Annotated in this window: 13 protein-coding genes; 6 read left to right on the top strand and 7 right to left on the bottom strand. The window is 71.3% G+C overall.

Annotation, left to right across the window (positions count from 1 at the left end; translation table 11 throughout):
- The first annotated feature begins 424 nt into the window (after positions 1-424).
- The 3 genes from OV090_RS37620 to OV090_RS37610 all read left to right on the top strand — a co-directional run bounded on the left by OV090_RS37620 (position 425) and on the right by OV090_RS37610 (position 3,557).
- Positions 425-1,144, top strand: a complete 720-nt coding sequence (locus tag OV090_RS37620; protein ID WP_267709555.1) for a hypothetical protein — start codon at positions 425-427, stop codon at positions 1,142-1,144.
- A gap of 452 nt (positions 1,145-1,596) precedes the next feature.
- Positions 1,597-2,805, top strand: a complete 1,209-nt coding sequence (locus tag OV090_RS37615) for a hypothetical protein (RefSeq protein ID WP_267709554.1) — start codon at positions 1,597-1,599, stop codon at positions 2,803-2,805.
- Positions 2,802-3,557 carry a ferritin-like domain-containing protein gene (locus OV090_RS37610; RefSeq protein WP_267709552.1) on the top strand — a complete coding sequence of 252 codons (756 nt, stop codon included), beginning with the start codon at positions 2,802-2,804 and terminating at the stop codon, positions 3,555-3,557. The genes OV090_RS37615 and OV090_RS37610 overlap by 4 nt, the downstream gene beginning before the upstream one ends.
- 24 nt (positions 3,558-3,581) lie before the next feature.
- Here OV090_RS37610 and OV090_RS37605 read toward each other — a convergent pair whose 3' ends face one another.
- The gene (locus OV090_RS37605; RefSeq protein WP_267709551.1) at positions 3,582-5,726 is read right to left on the bottom strand and encodes a hypothetical protein; all 2,145 of its coding nucleotides are present in this window, start codon (positions 5,724-5,726) and stop codon (positions 3,582-3,584) included.
- Between the two features lie 550 nt (positions 5,727-6,276).
- Entirely contained in the window at positions 6,277-6,675 is a 399-nt protein-coding gene (locus OV090_RS37600) for a hypothetical protein (RefSeq protein ID WP_267709550.1), read from the bottom strand.
- Between the two features lie 679 nt (positions 6,676-7,354).
- Here OV090_RS37600 and OV090_RS37595 point away from each other — a divergent pair.
- Complete coding sequence (locus tag OV090_RS37595; RefSeq protein ID WP_267709549.1) at positions 7,355-7,687, top strand: hypothetical protein; 333 nt, start codon at positions 7,355-7,357, stop codon at positions 7,685-7,687.
- Positions 7,688-8,410: 723 nt separating this feature from the next.
- On the opposite strand, the gene OV090_RS37590 is transcribed toward OV090_RS37595, so the two are convergent.
- From OV090_RS37590 to OV090_RS37575, 4 genes are all read right to left on the bottom strand, one after another.
- A complete protein-coding gene (locus OV090_RS37590; RefSeq protein WP_267709548.1) occupies positions 8,411-9,127 on the bottom strand; it encodes a hypothetical protein in 717 nt (238 codons plus the stop codon).
- A gap of 7 nt (positions 9,128-9,134) precedes the next feature.
- On the bottom strand, positions 9,135-9,827 hold the full coding sequence (locus OV090_RS37585) for a trypsin-like serine protease (protein ID WP_267709547.1): 693 nt from the start codon (positions 9,825-9,827) through the stop codon (positions 9,135-9,137).
- A 75-nt stretch (positions 9,828-9,902) separates the two neighbouring features.
- Positions 9,903-10,202, bottom strand: a complete 300-nt coding sequence (locus tag OV090_RS37580; RefSeq protein WP_267709546.1) for a hypothetical protein — start codon at positions 10,200-10,202, stop codon at positions 9,903-9,905.
- Positions 10,203-10,231: 29 nt separating this feature from the next.
- Positions 10,232-11,977: a UvrD-helicase domain-containing protein gene (locus OV090_RS37575; RefSeq protein WP_267709545.1), complete on the bottom strand. Its 1,746-nt coding sequence runs from the start codon at positions 11,975-11,977 to the stop codon at positions 10,232-10,234.
- A gap of 135 nt (positions 11,978-12,112) precedes the next feature.
- Here OV090_RS37575 and OV090_RS37570 point away from each other — a divergent pair, with 135 nt between their 5' ends.
- A complete protein-coding gene (locus OV090_RS37570) occupies positions 12,113-12,979 on the top strand; it encodes a hypothetical protein (protein WP_267709544.1) in 867 nt (288 codons plus the stop codon).
- 209 nt (positions 12,980-13,188) lie between these two features.
- Positions 13,189-14,280, top strand: a complete 1,092-nt coding sequence (locus tag OV090_RS37565) for an STAS domain-containing protein (protein ID WP_267709543.1) — start codon at positions 13,189-13,191, stop codon at positions 14,278-14,280.
- A gap of 68 nt (positions 14,281-14,348) precedes the next feature.
- Here OV090_RS37565 and OV090_RS37560 read toward each other — a convergent pair whose 3' ends face one another.
- A complete protein-coding gene (locus tag OV090_RS37560; protein WP_267709542.1) occupies positions 14,349-18,071 on the bottom strand; it encodes an ATP-binding protein in 3,723 nt (1,240 codons plus the stop codon).
- Positions 18,072-18,433: the final 362 nt, after the last annotated feature.

Raw genomic sequence — 18,433 nt, 5'->3', positions numbered from 1 at the left:
GGGGCTCTCCTCTGCGCCGTGCTGCGGGAAGACATCACGCGGCAGGATAACAACCCGGCCCGGGACGCTCAGCGCGGCGCGAACGTACGCCACTTTTAAAAATACAAACATCATGGGGGCCGCTGGTACCGTCCGGCGTCGAGGTCGCGGCGGCACCGTCGCGGCACCGTCGTGCGCGAGGCCGAGTCGGTCGCGGCGCCCAGGCGCGACCCTTGGGTCCTCGATGAACTGGGGCTCGCACGTCGTGTTGCTCAGCTCATGGAGGTGACGCATGCGCCCCAACGCGCAGAGGGCGCCCCCGGGGGCCGCGAGCAGCTCGACGAATCGCGATGCGCCGGCAATTTTTCTCCCGGCTGCGGCGACTCCACGGCCGAGCGGCGCGACGGCGGAATGGACCGGCTCGCCGCTCGCCACGGAGATCGTCATGTTGCGCTTCAACCTTTCCTTGCTCGCCGTTGCCTTCCTGCTCCTCCAAAACGCCTGCGACCCCAAAACCGGCGAATCCGACAGCGCCACCGGCTCGACCTCCACCTCCGGCGAGTCCACCACCGACGCCTCGACTACCGACGATGCTCCGACCTCGAGCGCCACCACCGGCGACTCGACGTCGACCGACGAAGAGCCGACGGTGGCCACCACCGGCGAGGACACCGAGAGCGGCACCAGCGGCCCCGTCGATCCCGAGCACCAGAGCGCCTGCGAGTCCTCCTGCCAGCAGACCGCCGCGTGCGAGGGCGCCGGCGAGGACGAAGTCGCCGAGTGCGTCCTGAACTGCACCTCGGAGTTCCAGGAGATCGACGCCGAATGCGTGGCGAACCACCTCGCCTTTCTTCAGTGCCTCCCGAAGCTGTTCTGTGCCCCGAACGAACCCGTGGACGAATCGTGCATGGAGGCATTCGAAGCGCACGCCATCTGCGGCAACGGCGCCGAGGAATGCATCCATTCGATGGATGAAGGCGGCGAGGGTGTGTGCGGCCTGGGGCTGATCTGCCCCGACCTGCCGACGTACGAGATCAGCTGCGAGGGCGACACCTGCGTCTGCCTGCAGGACGGCGTCGAGGTCGCGCAGTGCCCGTCCGACGGCGTGTGCGCTCAGGGCGACGCGATCTTCGACAAGCTGGATGAGTGCTGCGCCGGCGCATGACCGGCGCCGCGTGGTTCATCGGCCCGACGAGGAGAGCCTCGTCGTCAATCGCAGCATCCCGTGATCGATCGACGAGAATCGCCGCAGCTCGACGGGCAGGCGGGTCCGCGCCAGCGCTCTCGCGGGCTCCTATGCGCGTATAGGATCGTGCCGACGGCGTCCGCGATCCTCGCGGCTTTCGCCGTGGTGGATGCGAATGGGCCGTGCTCGTCGTGAGCGGGCCGGTCGTCGACGCGACGCGCCGCGCGGCCGGGGAAATTCCTCGCGCAGTGGGTTCGTCGAGCCGCCGGTCGAGCGCGCGGGGAGGGGCGGCACGGCCGCCCGGGCGGGGTGGGAAGCAGGGCGAGCGGTGCCGGTGGACCTGCAGGCGCGTGGCGCCGGACTTTGGCTTGCCGGGCCCGCGCGCCCCCCCAACAGTCCCCGCGCAGGTCTCAGGCCAAGGAGTACGCATTGTGAGCCTCGACATCACGAAGGAGCGCGGCACGCCGCTCGAGCGGCAGAAGTTCACGTGGAAGGAGATCGCCGGCGAGCCGTACAGCAAGCTCGACGACGACGCCTTCACGCGGGTGCGGCAGATCTTGATGCACGGCGTCGAGCAGGAGGCGTGCCGCTTGAAACACTTCGCGGCGCGGTTCTGTCCCGACCTGCGCCTGCCGCTCGCGCGGGTCCGTCGCGTCGAGCACCTCCAGGCGACCATGGTCAACTGGTTGATGCCGGGCGACCAGTCGCCGCTCGAGACGACGATCGGCTTCGAGCAGGTGGCGATCGAGGTGACCGCGCACGTCGCCTCGGTCGAGCCGGACCCGTACATGGCCCAGGTGTACCGCTTCGGCCTGCTCGAGGACTTCGACCATTTGTACCGCTACGCCGCGCTGATGGACCGGCTGTGCGGCAAGGACGCCAACAACATCCTGCAGAGCTACACCGACGTCATGCCCGGGCGGCCGACCTCGGTCGAGCACCGCGCGCCGGAGGACGACCTGCGGCGCCACTACGAGAAGACGCAGGCCGCGCCGCTGACGAAGATCCACGCGGCGCTGATCACCGGCTCGGAGTGGCAGACCCGCGATTACTACCTGACGATCGGCCCGACCTTCGCCGACCCGGTCGCGCGCCAGCTGTACGCCGAGATCGCCGCGATCGAGGAGCAGCACGTGACGCAGTACGAGGCGCTGTCCGACCCGAGCGAGACCTGGCTCGAGAAGTGGCTGCTGCAGGAGGCGACCGAGGTGTACGCCTACTGGAGCTGCTATTCGCAGGAGCAGAACCCGCGGATCAAGCAGATCTGGGAGCGCTTCCTCAGCTACGAGCTCGGCCACCTGCGGCTCGTGCGAGAGCTGATGGAGGAGGTCGAGAAGCGCGACCCGGCGGAGCTGTTGCCGGCCGAGTTCCCCGATCCGCTGAGCTTCCGCAGCCACCGCGAATTCGTGCGCCAGACGCTGACCGAGGAGGTCCTGCTGCGCGCCCGCGGCTTCGACATCGTGCCGCCGGACCTCGAGAGCCCGGCCTCGCTCGCCTACCGCGAGCAGCTCAACGCCAGCGGCTCGCCGTCGGAGCTGGTGGCCGCCGGCTACCGCTGGAAGCCGGGCACCGAGCTCACCGATCGACGCGTGCGCGAGGCCGAGTTCGTCTCGCTGGTCCAGGAGGAGGCAGCCCAATGAGCAAGAACGATCGTCCCACCGACATCGGCATCAATCGCACCGGCATCGCCCTGTCGCCCCTCGACGGCCCGCGCATGACCGAGGGCGCGACCGCGACCGCGCCGAGCTCGGCCGGCTCGGCGCGCGACGCCGCGGTGCTGCGATTCCGTTATGCCGTCGAAGCCGGCGAGATCGGCCACATGCCGCCGCCGCTGAGCCTGCGCGGCGTCGCCGGGGCCGCGGCCTCGCTGCTCAAGGGCCAGAAGGGCAACGTGCTGCTCGACAAGCTCGGCGAGCGGCTCGCGTTCGAACGCACCGGCGTGCGCCTGTACGACGGGCTGATCCTCAAGCTCGAGGCGTCGGGCTCGTGGTCGGGCGGGCCGACCCTCGAGGACCTGGTGGCGTTCCGCGCCGACGAGGCGCGCCACTTCGAGTGGATGGTCGAGGCGATGACCGCGCTGGGCGCCGACGCGACGGCGATGACGCCGTCGGCCGACCTCACCGCGGTCGAGAGCGTGGGCGTGCTGCAGGTCATCTCCGACCCACGCACGGGCCTGGCGCAGGCCCTGCACGCGCAGCAGCTCGCCGAGCTCGCCGACGTGGCCGGCTGGGACCTGCTGGCCATGCTCGCCGAGAGCCTCGGCCACGGCGAGCTGGCGGCGCAATGCCGCCTGGCGCTGGCGCAGGAGAACCTGCACGCCGCCTCGGTCGCGCGCTGGCTCAAGGCCCACGCCGAGACGGCGGCGCACGGCGAGCTCGCGCGCGCGAGCTGACGCCGTGCGCCCGGGTCGGACCGCTCAGGGCTTGCTGAACTCGAGGCGGACCGACTCGGCGTTGGTCACCTCGATGAACGCGTCCTCGGCGACGTTCTGGGCGCCGGTGAGCCCGAGGATGTCGCTGTAGCGGAGCACCCGCGACTGCGCCTTCTCGGCGACGTAGAGGTGCGTGCCGTCGAACGCGAGGTCGACGGGGTTGCCGAGGTGCGTCTGGTCGCCGGCGATGTGCGTGGCGACCGCGACGTTGCCCTCGGCCGCGTCGGCGCCGGCGATGACGTAGATCGCGCCGTCGGTGTCGGACATCGCGTCGCCGACGTCGGTCAAGAACAGGTTGTTGCCGACCGGGTCGTACTGGATGCCGTGGAGGTTGACGCCGATGACCTCGTCGTTGTCGTTGGCCGGCGTGAAGGTGCGCGCCGGGCCGTTGGCGCCCTCGTCGGCCAGCGCCGAGTCGAACACGCGCACCGTGCCGTCGACGCCGGCGGCGAACAGCCGGTCGTTGGCGTCGTCGTAGTCGATGTCCCACACCGCGCCGCCGCCGAGCTCGGCGAACACGAACAGCGGCGGGGCGTCGCCGAAGGTCACCGGGTCGAACACCTTGATCGAGGAGTCACCGAGGTCGGCGACGAACAGGCGGTCGCCGGCGGCGTTCAGAGTGATGCCCTTGGGCGCCACGAGGCCGGTGCCGGGGCCCCAGATCCGGGTGCCGATGGCGTCGATCGCGGCGCCGTCCTCGGCGTCGACGATCGCGGCCGCCGAGAACACGCCGGCGCCGTCGGACGCGGGCGTGCCGTCGAAGCCGACGAGGCCGTCGCCCGCGCCTGCGAGGGCGATGCTCTGGATCGAGGTGATCGAGCCGAGGCGGTCGATGGTGGCCGAGATCGTCGGCGCGCCGATGAGCGGCACCTCGACCTCGAGCAGGCCGTCGAGGTCGAGCCCGGCCGGGTTGGAGGCGAGGATCAGGCGGTTGTTGGTGGCCAGCGCGACCGACTCGGGCTTGGTGACGTCGACGCTGTCGACCAGCTCGAAGTCCTCGCCGAGCAGCGGCGGGCGGAAGCGCAGCAGCTTGTCGTTGGCCTTCTCGGCCACCCACAGGGTGCTCGCCATGCCGCCGGTGACCTCGAGGTCGACCGGGTTGCCGAGGTCGCCGCCCTCGATCTTCTGCGCCACCTCGACGTCGCCCTCGGCGTTGGCCGGGTCGGCGATGCGGAACAGCAGACCGTCGGTGTTCTCCATCGGGTCGCCGACGTCGCTGAGGAACAGGTTGTCGCCGACGATGGTGATGCCGTGCAGGTTGACCGAGATCTTGGCGCCGGCCTCGACGGGGACGATCGTGCGGTCGGGACCGGTCTGGCCCATCGCGTTCGAGAAGTCCTCGTAGACCTGGACCTCGCCGTTGGTGCCGGCCGCGTACAGCACGTCGGCGTTGGCGACGTAATGCACGTCCCACACCGCCTCGGAGCTGCCGAGATCGGTGATCTCGAAGGTCGGGGCGGCGTCGCCCTCCGCGTCGAACTCGAACACCTTGATCGCGGCGGCGCCGGTGTCGGCGACCAGGAACGAGCCCATCGGCCCGACCTCGACGCCCTTCGGGGCCACGAGGCCGGTGGCCGGCCCGCGGATGACGCGGTCGCCGAGGCCGAGCGGGCCGTTCTCGGGGTTGTCGGCGAGGTCGGTCTTGATGATGACGCCGCCGGTGGTGCCGGGCGCGTCGTAGCTGACGATCGCGTGGCCTTGCTGGGTCACCGCGACGCTCTGGATGCTGACGACGTCGCCGGCCACGGTCAGGGTCGCGGTGGCGGCGTCGAGCGCCGGGGTCAGCGCGACGATCCGGTCCTGCTCGAGCAGCGGCGGGTTGGCGGTCGCCCACACGCGCACGACCTCGACCGCCGGCTCACCCGTGGTCTCGGTGTCGGTCGTGTCGGTGTCGGTCGTGTCGGTGTCGGTCGCGGGGCCGGTCTCGGTGGTCGGGCCGACCGTGGTCGAGGTCGGGGGCTCGGTGTCCGTGGCGGGCTCGGTCGACGTCGGCGGCAACGTGTCGGTGGGCTGCCCGGGCGTCAGATTGGTGTCCGTGGCGTCCGTGTCGGTGCCGTCAGTCGTGGTGTCCGTCGTGGTGCCCGATTCGGTCTCGCCAGGCGTCGGATTGTTGCATCCCGACAGAGCCATCACGAGCACGTTGGTGAGGACCAATGAGATGTTACGGTCAAGATGGTATTTTTGCATGAGGGGAATGTGTCCAGGGGGGATGTTACGATAGCCGGCAGTGCCCGGTCCGCAACAATCGCACGCCTTTAGGACACCGATCACCGGCATAAAACCGGGCGCTTCGGACAGTGGAGATTCGGGGTTTACAGCCCCCTCGGGTCATTTGCGCTCGACCGGGCTCAGCCGCTGAGTGCCCGCCTTTCGCGGCGCAGTCCGGCGAATCACGGCGCTGTCGCCTGCCAAGTCGCTCTCGTCTGCAGACCCGGCTCGGAGGTGCGCGAGCGAGCGGGGTTGTGTGATTCGGGAACCTGGCTCTCTTCAATTTTCAGGCTTGACAATCGCGTGACAGCGCCTCTCTCACGTACACTCGCAGGCCTGCGCGAGGGTTCGCGGGAGGGTTCGCGGGGCGGGTCCGTCGCGGCGCGGTCGCTCGCCCGCCGCTGGCGCGCGCGGCTCGAACAGGGGCCGCGGACGTCGTTCCGCGTCGACACGGCCGGGCCGCATTCGTCCGTCAGGCGCCGCTGCGGAGCTGGCTGCCGATGACGCCACGCTTGCCGGCCTCGACGGCCTTGTAGTCGGTGACAGCCCACAGGCCGAACAGCACGATGCCGGTCCCGACGAAGAAGTTGCGCGCCGCGCCGAAGCCCTGGAAACCGGCGGCCCACGGCAGGGTCATCAGCACCAGCGCGCCCACCAGCTCGGCGCCGCCGTGGACCGGGAACGGGATCAGGCGCAAGACGCCGAGCGGATAGCGGGTCAGGAGCGACATCAACAGCAACGTACAGCCGAACACGAAGGCGGCGAGCTGGGCGGCGTCGCTCCTGAAGTCGAGCAAGAACGGGGCGAGCAGGAACAGCGCCGCGAACAAATAGTCGAGGACGCCATGCACGCGCGGAGAGACGAATCTCATGGTTTTTTCCCGGTCTGGCCGCGGCCGGGCCTGCGGCTGGTTCTCGACTAGTGATGAAGACAATCGGTGGAGGGGCAAGCCCCGGCCGGGCGCGGCGGACGGGCTGCAGGCTCGCGTCGTGCGTCCGTGGGGCCGAGCCGGGCCAGGCTCGACTGGCTCGCGGGGCCGCGGGTCGCGGCGTGGCGGGTCTGCGGGGGCGCTGCGGTCCGCGAGCCGATACCCGTCGTGCGAGCGCGGCTGCTGGCGCGCGGCGGGGATGACGGCCGTGATGTCCGCAGTCGGCGCGAGGGCAGAAACCTCGCCAGACAATGCAAAAAGGTGGCCCTCGGCAGGGCGAGGGCAGAAGATTTCGCCAGCGATGCGGGCTCGGCGGGCTCGGCGAGATGCAGGGATTTCGCTAGTGATGCGGGGAGCCGGGCTCGGCGAGGCGAGGACAGGGGATGTCGCCAGCGATGCGGGGAGCCGGGCTCGGCGAGGCGAGGACAGAGGATTTCGCCAGAATGCGAAGAGTCGGGCTGCAGGGGATTCGTCAGCAATGGGGGCTCGGCGGGCTCGGCGGGGCGGAAAGGCAGGGGATTTCGCCAGCCATGCGAGGCGCCGGAACTCGCGCCAGGGTTCCTGTATGGGCCGCTCGACGGGCGTACGAGCATTGCCGTCCGGAGCGCACGGCGCTCTGGACATGACCTTGATCTTCGCGCTGGCCCTGGCCCCCGGGGGGGTTCCGGCGGGGACGCCTCGCGTCGCCACGATCGCCTGCTATCTGCTCATGCTCGGGCTATGGCTGCTGTCGCAGCTCAGCTGTTATCTGTGGGGCTCGGTCTGCGCGGTCCGCTACAGCGCGCACGGGATCCTCGAGTCGTCGCTCGCGCCGCTGCTCGTCGCGCTGCCCTGGCTGCTGGGCTTCGCCGAGTGGCCCGCGGCGCGCTCCGTGTTCGTGGCGGCGGGCGTCGCAGCGCTGCTGCTCGGGCTGACCGCCTGGGGCCGGCATGACGACCGGGGCCGTTCGCAATGAGCCGGCGATGACGGCACGCCCCTCGCGGACGAGGACAAGCTCGGGCCGTAACGAGCAAAAGCGGCCCTGGAGCCCGAAGCCCACCGCTCCAGGAGCGACTCTGGGAGCCAGAATCACGGGTCGTGGCCGAAACCCGAGGCTAAAAAGGCCAGCCCCGCGACGACAGCCGTCTCTGCGGCGATCGCGTCCGGCTGCGCTTGTTCGCGCGATGCCTCCATGTCGACCCGCACAGGGCATTCTCACACTGTCTCTTTATATGGTGAGGCGTTGGATGCTGCCGCCTCCTTCGTCGACTTCTTCGCCATCCTGCTCGGTCTGTAACCGTACGGTGAACCGCATCGTGGCGGGCTCGGCCTCCAGGAGCGACCAAGCGCCTCGGAGGCTCGAGCGGAGCCGGAGCTGGCCAGGCACGCGCTGTCGCTGATCGAGGCGCTCTTCGAGATCGAGCCCGCGCTGGCGACGCGCCCCGAAAGGAGCGAGACTCGGTCCGCCAGGCGAAGTCGAAGCCGCTTGTCGACGCATTCTTCCTCGGGTGCGACCAGCAAGCCGTGCTCGCCCTCGACGGCGCGCCGCTGGCCAAGGCCCTGGGCTACGCCCGCGATCAGGGAACGCCCGCCCGGCGGCGCCCGGTCCTCACCTCCGGCTCGTGGCGGCGAGCACGGCCGGGCGGCGGAGGCCGGCATTCTCTTCGCGCTGCTGTGAACGCCGTCAGCGCGGGCGGGTTCAGGGCGACGGCTCCACTCCTTGCGACGGGCTTTGCTCCTCGCACGTGGCGACCTGCTCTTCCACGGCGGAGCAGGGATTCGGCTCGCCCGCGAGGAACGCCAAATACTCGGCGCACGACAGCTCTCCGGTGCATGCATGGAGCGCGGCGAACGCGGGACGGCATCTGTCTGCTGCTGCATCGCCTGCCAGCTCGAGATCCCCTTCACAGGCTGATGTACATTCCTCGGCGGTCCAACCGGAGTCCAGATCGCACTGAACATCCACCATGCACATGGATGTGCATAGCGCACTCACATCAGATTCGTCCGCGAGGGTGAGAAACTCATTGATCTGGGGCTCGACTTCGCAGCCGTTCACCGTACGGCTGTATTCCTTCTCCAGGGGTACCAAACCTGGGGCATCGATCCGAAGCGCCAATGTCCCAGCGCCGTATCTCCCAGGCTCACGACCATAGTCGACGGTGAAGGAGCACGTGTCGGCGTCTCCGGACTCCGGCGTCGCGGGGAGACCACATGAGAACTCGAACTCTACGACATGCTTGTCTTCCCCCGTCCACGTCACGGCGATGGTCGCCTGTGGCACCAGGTTCCCACGGGCATCCTGCAATGCGATGTTGGGCATCGACGCGCGTAGGTCGCACGGCTCTTCCCCGCACGCCGGCATGAGCCGAAACACGAGCGCGAGTGGCCACAGCCTCACGATGTTGCCGATCAAGGATTTGCTAGTAACAGCCATGGATGCCCTGCGTTGGAGTTGCCGCGATTGCGGAGCAGATGAAGTCAAACACCCCTGTGCGAATCCGAGTGATCTTGGTCCAGGAGCTGCTGCCTTTGGTCAAGACGCCCTTCACGTACTGAGTCGAGAACTTCCATATTGGACTCCCACTCTGACCGTTGGCAGCATCATGCTTGGATCTCAGCTCGTTCGTGTATACTCGCTCGATCTGCGCAGATTGCGTATACTGATAGCCGAAACAAAAGTGAGGCGGGGTGCCCACGGCCAATGGGCTATCGTCGCATCCGATGAAGGTTTGGACCTCGTCGAAGTTCCCCGGGTACCCCGTGGCCTCATGCAGGACATTTTTCAGGGAGGAGTAGCTTGACGTATCAAACCCGAGCCACCCGAGGTACGGCTCCTCGCCCAGCACGAGTACGGCGTAGTCGTAGCGCAAGTTGCCGGGGGCAGGATCGTTGAGCCACCCCTTTGGTAAGAAGTAGTGCGAGACCCAGAACGTCCCGAAGGGGATGTCTGAAAGTGAAGTTCCGTCGCCGTTCTGCCCCGGCACCACGCGCACCTTCAAGAGCGCCCCGTCTTCCCAGACACAGTGCGCGGCCGTCAACACGTGTCTGGGACCGATGAGCGCACCCGAGCAAGAAGACGAGTTGGCGTACAGGTTGATTCCGTTCGAAGACACGCCCGTCTCTTTCCGAGCAGGCCGCCACGGTCGTCGAGACGCCTGCGATGATTCTCTCCGCAGAGCGGCGGGGGCTCACTCCTCTTCCTCGAAGCGTCGGCGTCGCGCCTCGGTGCGCTGGCGGATGGCGTCGAGGATCTCGAGGCGGGCATCGACGGCGGCGCGGCTGCGACCGAGGGCTTCGGCGAGCTCGTCGAGGTCCTCGCCGGCGTCGCGGGCGGCCGTCAGCCTGGCGTCCTCGATCGGCTTCCACGCGCCGGTGTTGGCGACCGCGGCCGCCGGCTTGCGCACGCGAGGCCGGCTCGCCGGAGCGACGAGGGCGGGCTTGGCGAGGCCGAGCTCGGCGACGAAGCGGCTCGGGGCGTGCGGGGTCACCTCGAGGTGCACACATTCGCTGGCGCGCGTCAGGCCGACGTAGAAGATCCGCCGCTCCTGCTCGAGCGGGTCGCTCTGGTCGACGCCGGCGGGTGATTCGACGGTGCCGAGCGTCCGGTCCTCGCGGTTGGCGGGGCACAGGCCCTCGGCGAGGCGCGGCAGCAGGACTGCGCGCCACTCCTTGCCCTTGGCCTTGTGGATCGTCGAGACCCACACGCACTGCTCGGCGGGCTTGCCGGCGCGCGGGTCGAGGTCGGCGAGCGCTGCGCGGCTTCGGCGGGGGCGACCGCGAGGCCCTTGAGCAAGGTGCGCACGGCCTCGAAGCCGGCGACGGCCTGATCGAGCTCGACCTCGCTGCGCTTGCGGCCGGCGAGCTGGCCCATGACGTCGGTCCCGCTGACCAGCAGGTCGAGGGCGGCGGCGGCGGTGCGGCACTTGCCCATGCGCGCGAGCAGGTCGGCGAGCGCGCTCATCGACTCGATGGCGCCGCGCGGCTGGTCGGCGTCGCGGGCGGCCTTCTTGTTGCCGAGGACCGCGCGCAGGCCCTTGCTGCCGAGCTTGCGGACCTGGTCGGCGAAGGCCTCCTTGCGGATGTAGCGGTCGGGCGCGAAGACGACGTTCCAGGCGTCGTCGAAGCCGATGGGCGCGTCGCTGGTGGCGAAGCGGAGGTAGGCGAGCGCGAGCTCGGGGCCGCGACCCTTGCGGACGAAGTCGAGGTCGTCGGTCTCCATACCGATTTGCCGCGCCGCCAGCTCGGCGAGCACGCTGGTGCCCTGCAGGCGGCCGCGGTAGAGGACGGCGATCTCGTCGGCCCGGTGCCCGGCGGCCAGCAGGCGCGTGATGGTGCCGGGGACGTCGTCGGTGCGCGTGATGGTGCCGGGGACGGCGCCGCGGCCGACGACCTCGATCGGGAAGCGCTCGTCGTTGTGGGCGATGAGCGCCCGCGCTGCGGCGGCGATCGTCTCGCCGAAGCGGAAGCTGTGCGACAGCGGATAGGTGCGCGTGGGCCGGTGCGTGAAGGTGGCGGCGAAGTCGTGGAAGAACCGCGGGTGCGCGCCCGAAAATTCATAGATGGCCTGGTCGGCGTCGCCCACGGCCATGAGGGTGGTGTGTTCGTGCATGAGCAGGCGCAGCAGCTCGACGCGGGCGGGGTTCACGTCCTGGAACTCGTCGACCAGCAGATGATCGATCGGCCCGAGCAGCCGCGGGTAGCGGCGCAGCACTGCGACCGCGGTGTAGACCATGTCGGGGAAGTCGACCTGCAGCGCCTGGCCGCCGCGGGTGCGCAGCTCCTCGAGCGCCTGGTAGGCCTCGACGAGCTCGGGGGCGTCCTCGCAGGCGGCGCGGTTCGGGGTGACGAGGTGGGCCTTCCAGAAGCCGACGGCGGCGGCGATGTCGTCGGCCGACTCGATCTTGCGGGCGAACCTGCGATGCACGAGCTGGGCCCACTCGCGGGTGCGAAACGCAGCGACCTCGAGCGGGCGCGTGAGCAGGCCGCGGCGCTCGGCGCGGCCGAGGACCTCGAGGCCGAGCGCGTCGAAGGTGGTGACCTTGACGCCGGCGATGCCCGCGGCCTCGAGGCGGGCGCTGAAGGTCTCCTGGATCGCTTTGTTGAACATGACGACGCGCATGCGCTCGCCGTCGACCCGCTCGGCGAGGCGGGCGACGCGCCCGACCAGGGTGGTGGTCTTGCCGGCGCCGGGCGCGGCGTGGACGAGGGCGTGCGCGTCGAGCGGGTGCGCGAGGATCGCTTGCTGTTCGGCGGTCCAGTGCATGCGAGGCGGGGAGGCTAGCAGGCCACGTCGCGAGAAGGTCGCTTTGCTGGCGCGCGATCGTCAGGACTTTCTGCGACCATCGCGGCGATGACCGAGGTGCGCAGGGAGCCGCGAGCGGTGCGGGCGCTGAAAACGGTGCAGGCTTGGACTGCCGCGCAGGTCGGGCGAGTCCGCGGGTCGGCGGCGGGGGCGTGGACGGCCGCGCAGGTGGGGCGCGTGCGGGAGTCGGCGGCGGGGCAGGCAGTGGGGGCGTGGACGGCCGAGCAGGCCGGGCGGGTGCGGGAGTCGGCGGTGGCGCAGGCGGCGGGGACGTGGACGGCCGAACAGGCCCGGCGGGTGCGGGAGTCGGCGGCGGCGCAGGCAGCGGGCGCGTGGACGGCCGAGCAGGCCCGGCGGGTGCGGGAGTCGGCGGCGGGGACGTGGACTGCTGCGCGGGTCGGGCGGGTGCGGGCCCGGGTCGGGGGACGGGCGGGGCACGTGCTGGCTGCGGGCGGGGTACGGGCGGCCGCGACGGCGCTGGAGCTGACGGTCGGGCCGATCGGCGGGGCGCTGGTGGCGGCCGGAGCCGAAGCCGCGGTGCTGGCGATCGCCACGGACGCGGTCCGGCGGGCGCTGGCCGGGCGAGAGGCGGAGGTCGACCGAGGCGCGGTGCTGGCCGTCGTCATCGCCGAGCTCACGCGCACGAAGCTGTGCGAGAGCCACGTGGCGGACGGCTGGCGCCTGGCCTGCGGCCTCGGCTCGCGGGGGCGCGGGAGCGCGGTCCTGGGGGTCGAGCTGCGCCGGGCGACCTTCGCAGTGGTCGGCTCGCGCGTCACCGGAGCGGCGCTGCGGCGGGCCGGCTGGAAGCGGCTGCTGTGGATCGGCTCGGCGCTGACGCTGGCGCGGCTGCCGGGGGAAGTGCGGCGGGCCTGCGAGCTGGTGCGCCGCGCGGACCTGGGGGCGCGCGCGTTCGCGGGCGAGAGGGCGGCAGCCGCGAGTGCGGCGGCCTCCGGGGCCGGCTGATCTGTACTTCGGGACAGCTCGCCAGGGTCATGGATTCGCGGGTGCCGGCGGGCGAATGGAGGGGGCCGCAAGGGGAGTGAGGCGGCCTGCGGGGCCGGGGGTGAGTGACCTGGTCTTCGGGACAGGCGCTAGGGCAATAGATTCGCAGCGGGCCGGCTGGCGAATGGGGAGGAAGACGGCGGTCGCGGTCTCGGATACACCACCCGCAGATGGACGCAGGGGACGAGCTGGACGGAGCGCCGCTGGTGGTGATCGAGGTCGACGCGGCGGGGGTGATCACCCGCTGGAACCGCCGCGCCGAGCGGGTCTTCGGGACAGCCAGGGCCGCCGCGGTGGGGCAGGCCATGGCCGAGGTGCTGCCGCTGGCCACGGGCAGCTGGGCGGCGCTGGCCTCCGGCGACGACGCGCCGCGGGTGTGGCCGATCCGCCGGCCCGACGGGGCCTGGTGGCTCGAGGCGTGCTCGCAGCGCGTGGCGGACGGCGGGGCGGTCCGGCTGTACGGCCACGAGGTCGGCGCGCGCCGGGCGGCCGAGGCCCGGGCGGCGCTCGAGTCGACGCTGCTGGCGGCGATCCAGGACAACCTCGAGATCGTGCTGTGGGCGGTCGACGAGCGCGGGGTGTTCCTCCACCAGGCCGGCAAGGCGAACGAGCGCGCCGGGGTGCCGCGCGACTTCCTGATCGGCAAGAACATCTTCGAGCTGTACAAGGCGCAGGGCAACGGCGAGCTGATCGCGCGGGCGATCGCGGGCGAGCCGGCCCACACCCGCTCGGCCCCGCTGTACGGGCAGTACTGGGACACCTGGTACATCCCGGTGCGCGACGACCGGACCGAGGCGCGCCTGGTCGGCGTGTCGCTCAACATCAGCGAGGCCGCCCTGGCGGAGATCGAGCTGCGCGCGAAGCTCGAGCTCGTCGAGCGCCAGCAGGCGGTCATCCACGAGCTCGCCACGCCGATCATCGAGGTCTGGGACGGCGTGCTGACGCTGCCGATCGTCGGCCTGGTCGACACTGCGCGGGCGGCCGAGCTGATGGACGCCCTGCTGCAGGCGGTCACGCGCACGCGGGCCCGCTTCGCCATCCTCGACCTCACCGGCGTCGAGGTGGTCGACACCGGCACCGCGAGCCACCTGATCAAGATGATCGAGGCGATCGCGCTGCTCGGCGCCGCGGGCATCCTCACCGGCATCCGCCCGTCGATCGCGCAGACGATCGTCGGCCTCGGCGTCGACCTGTCCCGCGTGGTCGTCCACGCCAAGCTGCGCGACGCGCTCGCGTCCTGCCTGCGCGCCGGCCGACGCTGAGCGTAGGGACATGCCCTGAAGGGCATGTCTGGATGGACATGTGTGATGGGACATGTCCTTCGGGACGCCTAGGCGGCGGGGGCGAACCGGCGCAGGGCGGCCTCGAGGTCCTCCATGGTGACCGGCTTGACGAGGTGCCAGTCGAAGCCGGCCTCCTGCGAGCGGCGGCGGGCGTCGTCCTGGCCGTAGCCGGTGACCGCGATGACGAGGGCGCGGTCCATGCCGGGTTCGCGGCGGAGCCGGCGGGCGACCTCGTAGCCGTCCATGTCGGGCAGGCCGATGTCGAGAAGCACCACCTCGGGCTGGAAGTCGCGGGCCGCGAGCAGCGCGTCGGCGCCGTCGTGGGCGACGCGGACGGCGGTGCCGTGGGCCTCCAGCAGCATCTGCAGCGCCATGGCGACGTCCGGGTTGTCGTCGACGACGAGGATCCGCGCGGCGTAACCGTCGGGACCGGGAGCGGCGGGGGGCGGCGCGGGGACGGTCGCCGACTGGTGCGCGAGGACGGGCAGGCGGATCGCGAACTCGCTGCCCTGGCCGGGGCCGGGGCTACTGGCGCTGACGCTGCCGTGGTGCATCTCGACGAGGCGGTGGACGAGCGTGAGGCCGAGGCCGAGGCCGCCCTGGGCGCGGTCGAGGGCGCGCTCGCCCTGGGCGAACAGGTCGAACACCCGCGGCACCAGCTCGGGCGGCATGCCGATGCCGTCGTCGCGCACGCGCACGACCGCCTCGTCGCCCTCGCGCGCGACGGTGAGCCAGATGTGCCCGCCCGGCTCGGTGTACTTGGCGGCGTTGCCGAGCAGGTTGAAGACCACCTGGGTCAGCCGCACCGGGTCGCCCTGGACCTGCAGCGGCGGCTGCGGCAGGGCCAGTGCCAGCGCGTGGCGGCGCTCCTCGAGCGCGGGGCGGGCCATCTCGACCGCCTGTTCGGCGACCTGCGCCAGGTCGACGACCTGCTGACGCAGCTCGGTCTTGCCGCGGGAGATCCGCGAGACATCGAGGAGGTCGTCGACCAGGCGGGTGAGGTGCGTGACCTGGCGGTCGATGATCGCGTAGGCGCGGGCGCGGGCGGGGCCGGTGAGGTCGCAGCGGCGCAGCGAGTCGGCGACGCTGCGCAGCGGCGCCAGCGGGTTGCGCAGCTCGTGCGACAGCATGGCCAAGAACTCGTCCTTGCTGCGGTTGGCGGCCTCGAGCGCGGCCTCGGCGTGCTTCTGCTCGGTGATGTCCATGGCGATGCCGGCGAGCAGCCAGCGGCCGCCGCGATCGGGCAGCGGGAACTTGAACGAGAGGTACATGTGCGGCTCGCCGTCGACGGGGACGGTCTCGATGACGCGAACGACCCGCCGCTGGGCCAGGACGAGCCGGTCGGTGCGGCAGAGCATGTCGGCGAAGTCGGCCGGGAACATCTCGTGGTCGGTCTTGCCGAGGAAGTCGTCGCGCCGGAGGCGCTGCACCAGCTCGCGGTTGACGAACACGTAGCGCCCGGCCTCGTCCTTGATGAAGGCGACCGCGGGCGTGTTGTCCATGAAGGCCTGGAAGCGCTGCTCGCTGGCCCGCAGGGAGTCGCCGGCCTCGTGCCGCAGGTGCGCCAGGGCGAGGTGGGCGTCGACCCGCGCCTGCAGCTCGCGGGCGCCGAACGGCTTGGTCAGGTAGTCGTCGGCGCCGGCCTGCATGCCCTCGACGCGAGCCTCCTGGCCGGCGCGCGCGGACACGAGGAGGACGGGGACCTCGAGCGTGCGCGGGTCGCCGCGGAGCGCGTACAGCAGGCCGAAGCCGTCGAGCCGCGGCATCATCACGTCGGCGAGGATCAGGTCGGGCAGGTCGCTGCGGGCGCGGGCGAGGGCCTCGGCGCCGTTGTCGACTGCGATCACGTCGTAGCGCGCGCCCAGCAGGCGGCGCACGTAGTCGCGCATGTCGGCGTTGTCGTCGGCGACGAGGATCCGCGGGCGCGCTCCGGGCGGGCGCGGCGAGTCGCTGAGCGCGAGCCCGCGGGCGTCCGGCTCGGGCAGCCAGCGCAGGGCGTCGGCCACGTACGGCGCGGCGCCGGGGCCCGCCGGCGCGGGGCGCAGGCGGTCGGCGGGCAGGTGCTCGTGGCCCGCCGGGATCGTCACAGTGAACACGCTGCCGACGCCCAGGCAGCTGTCCGCGCGGACCTCTCCGCCGTGCAGGCGCACGAGCTCGCGGACCAGCGCGAGGCCGATCCCCGAGCCCTCCAGCGAGCGCCCGCGGGTGTGCTCGATCCGGTGGAAGCGCTCGAACAGCCGCGGCAATTGCTCGCGCGGGATGCCGACGCCGCTGTCGCGCACCGTCAGCTCGACGACCGCGCCGCGCCGATGTAACGCCACCTCGATCTCACCGGCGAGGGTGTACTTGAACGCGTTCGAGACCAGGTTGAGGACGATCGTCTCCCACATGCCGCGGTCGACGTAGACCGGGTCCGGCAGCGGTGGGCAGTCGAGCTTCAGGGTCAGGCCGGCCTTGTCGCAGGCGGAGCGGAAGTTGCTGGCCAGCTCGGCGGTGAAATGCGCGAGGTCGGTCGGTTGACAGGACACCTCGGTGCGCCCGGCCTCGATGCGCGAGAACTCAAGCAAGGCGTTGACGAGCCGGGACAGGCGCAGGCAGTTGCGGTGGGCGACCTCGAGGCGCTCGCGCTGGCTCGAGTCCAGCGGCGAGTCACGGTCGCTCAGCATCTCCTCGAGCGGCCCGAGCATGAGCGTCAGCGGGGTGCGAAACTCGTGGCTGATGTTGGAGAAGAAGGTGGTCTTGGCCCGGTCGAGCTCGGCCAGCGCCTCGGCCCGTCGGCGCTCCTCCGCGAACGCGACCGCGCCCGCGAGGGACACGGTCACCGCGCCGGCGAGGAGGCCGTAGAAGTCGCGGTAGGCGTCGTTCCACGCCAGGCGCGGGCTGATCCCGAGGATCGCCACGGCGGCCGGTCGGGCGTGGCCGGGCAGCATGAGCGGGACGGCGAGGGCGCGCCGCGGCGGCTCGGGGTAGGGCCCGCAGCGCAGCGGGCCGCAGGTGGCCGCGAGGTCGGGGATAAGGGCCGGCTTGCCGGTGCGCACCACCTCGGCGAGCGGCCACGGGGCGGGCCCGGCGGTCGTGGCGGTGATCGGGCTCGCCGCGGTCCCGGCCGCGATCCCGGCGCTGGCGACGAGGCGAGCGACGTCGTCCCGGCCGACCACGTACGCCAGCACGAACGGGACGTCGCACGCGTACTCGCCGAGCGCGGCCGCGGCGGCGACGAGCGCGTCGTCCACGGTCTGCGCGCCGGCGGTGCGCGCGGCGAGGTCGCGGACCGCCCGCGTGCGGCGCTCGCCGAGGACCTTGTCGGTGGTCTCGATGCACGGCACGAGGACGCCGCCGACCTGGCCGCGCTCGTCGAAGATCGGGCTGAACGAGAAGGCGAAGAAGGTCTCCTCCATGTGGCCGTAGCGGTCGAGGAAGATCTGCAGATCGTCGAGATAGACGCCGGTGCCGGCCAGCGCCCGGGCGAACGAATCACCGATGTCCGGCCAGGCCGAGGCCCAGCATCGACTGTAGTCGGAGCCCAAGGCCGCCGGGTGCTTGCCGCCGCAGATCGGCCGGTAGCTGTCGTTGTACAGCATGAGGTTGCCGGGGCCGAGCGTGAGGGCCATCGGGAAGTTGGTGGCGACGCACAGCTGCACGATGGTCCGCACGTTGGCCGGCCAGTCGTCGATCGGGCCCAGCGAGGTGCCAGACCAGTCGTACTCGCGGATCTTGCAACCCATGTCGCCGCCGCCGATAAGCCAGTGGCAGACTCCGCTGCTGCGCATGTCGGTGTCCGATCGCATGGGTCCGCTGTCCCGCGGGGGGTCCGATGTCTATACTCGCGGTCGCGCGGCGGGGCGTCCGCTAGGCCCCGCCAGGCCGCAGGACGCGCGGCCCGGCCGCTCTGCCCGGCTCGCAAGGGCCGGCGCTCCGGCGGGCGGCGGCGAGGATGTCATCTCATATGTCTAAAAGGACATGTCCGAGTGGATATGTGAAATGTCTCGTTGGATATGTCTGGAAGGACATGATCGATGCGCGACGAGTGGGTCCCGACGCTCGCGCTCCGCCGCGGCCGGCTCGCAGGCGCGCCGCGGCCGCTCCGGTGCGCGCGCTCGAGCGCCCCGTCGGCCGCGGCCGGGTGTAGGGT

Source organism: Nannocystis sp. RBIL2 (genome assembly GCF_026626745.1).
Classification (GTDB): Bacteria; Myxococcota_A; Polyangia; order Nannocystales; family Nannocystaceae; genus Nannocystis.
This window is presented reverse-complemented; position numbering and strand designations above follow the sequence as displayed.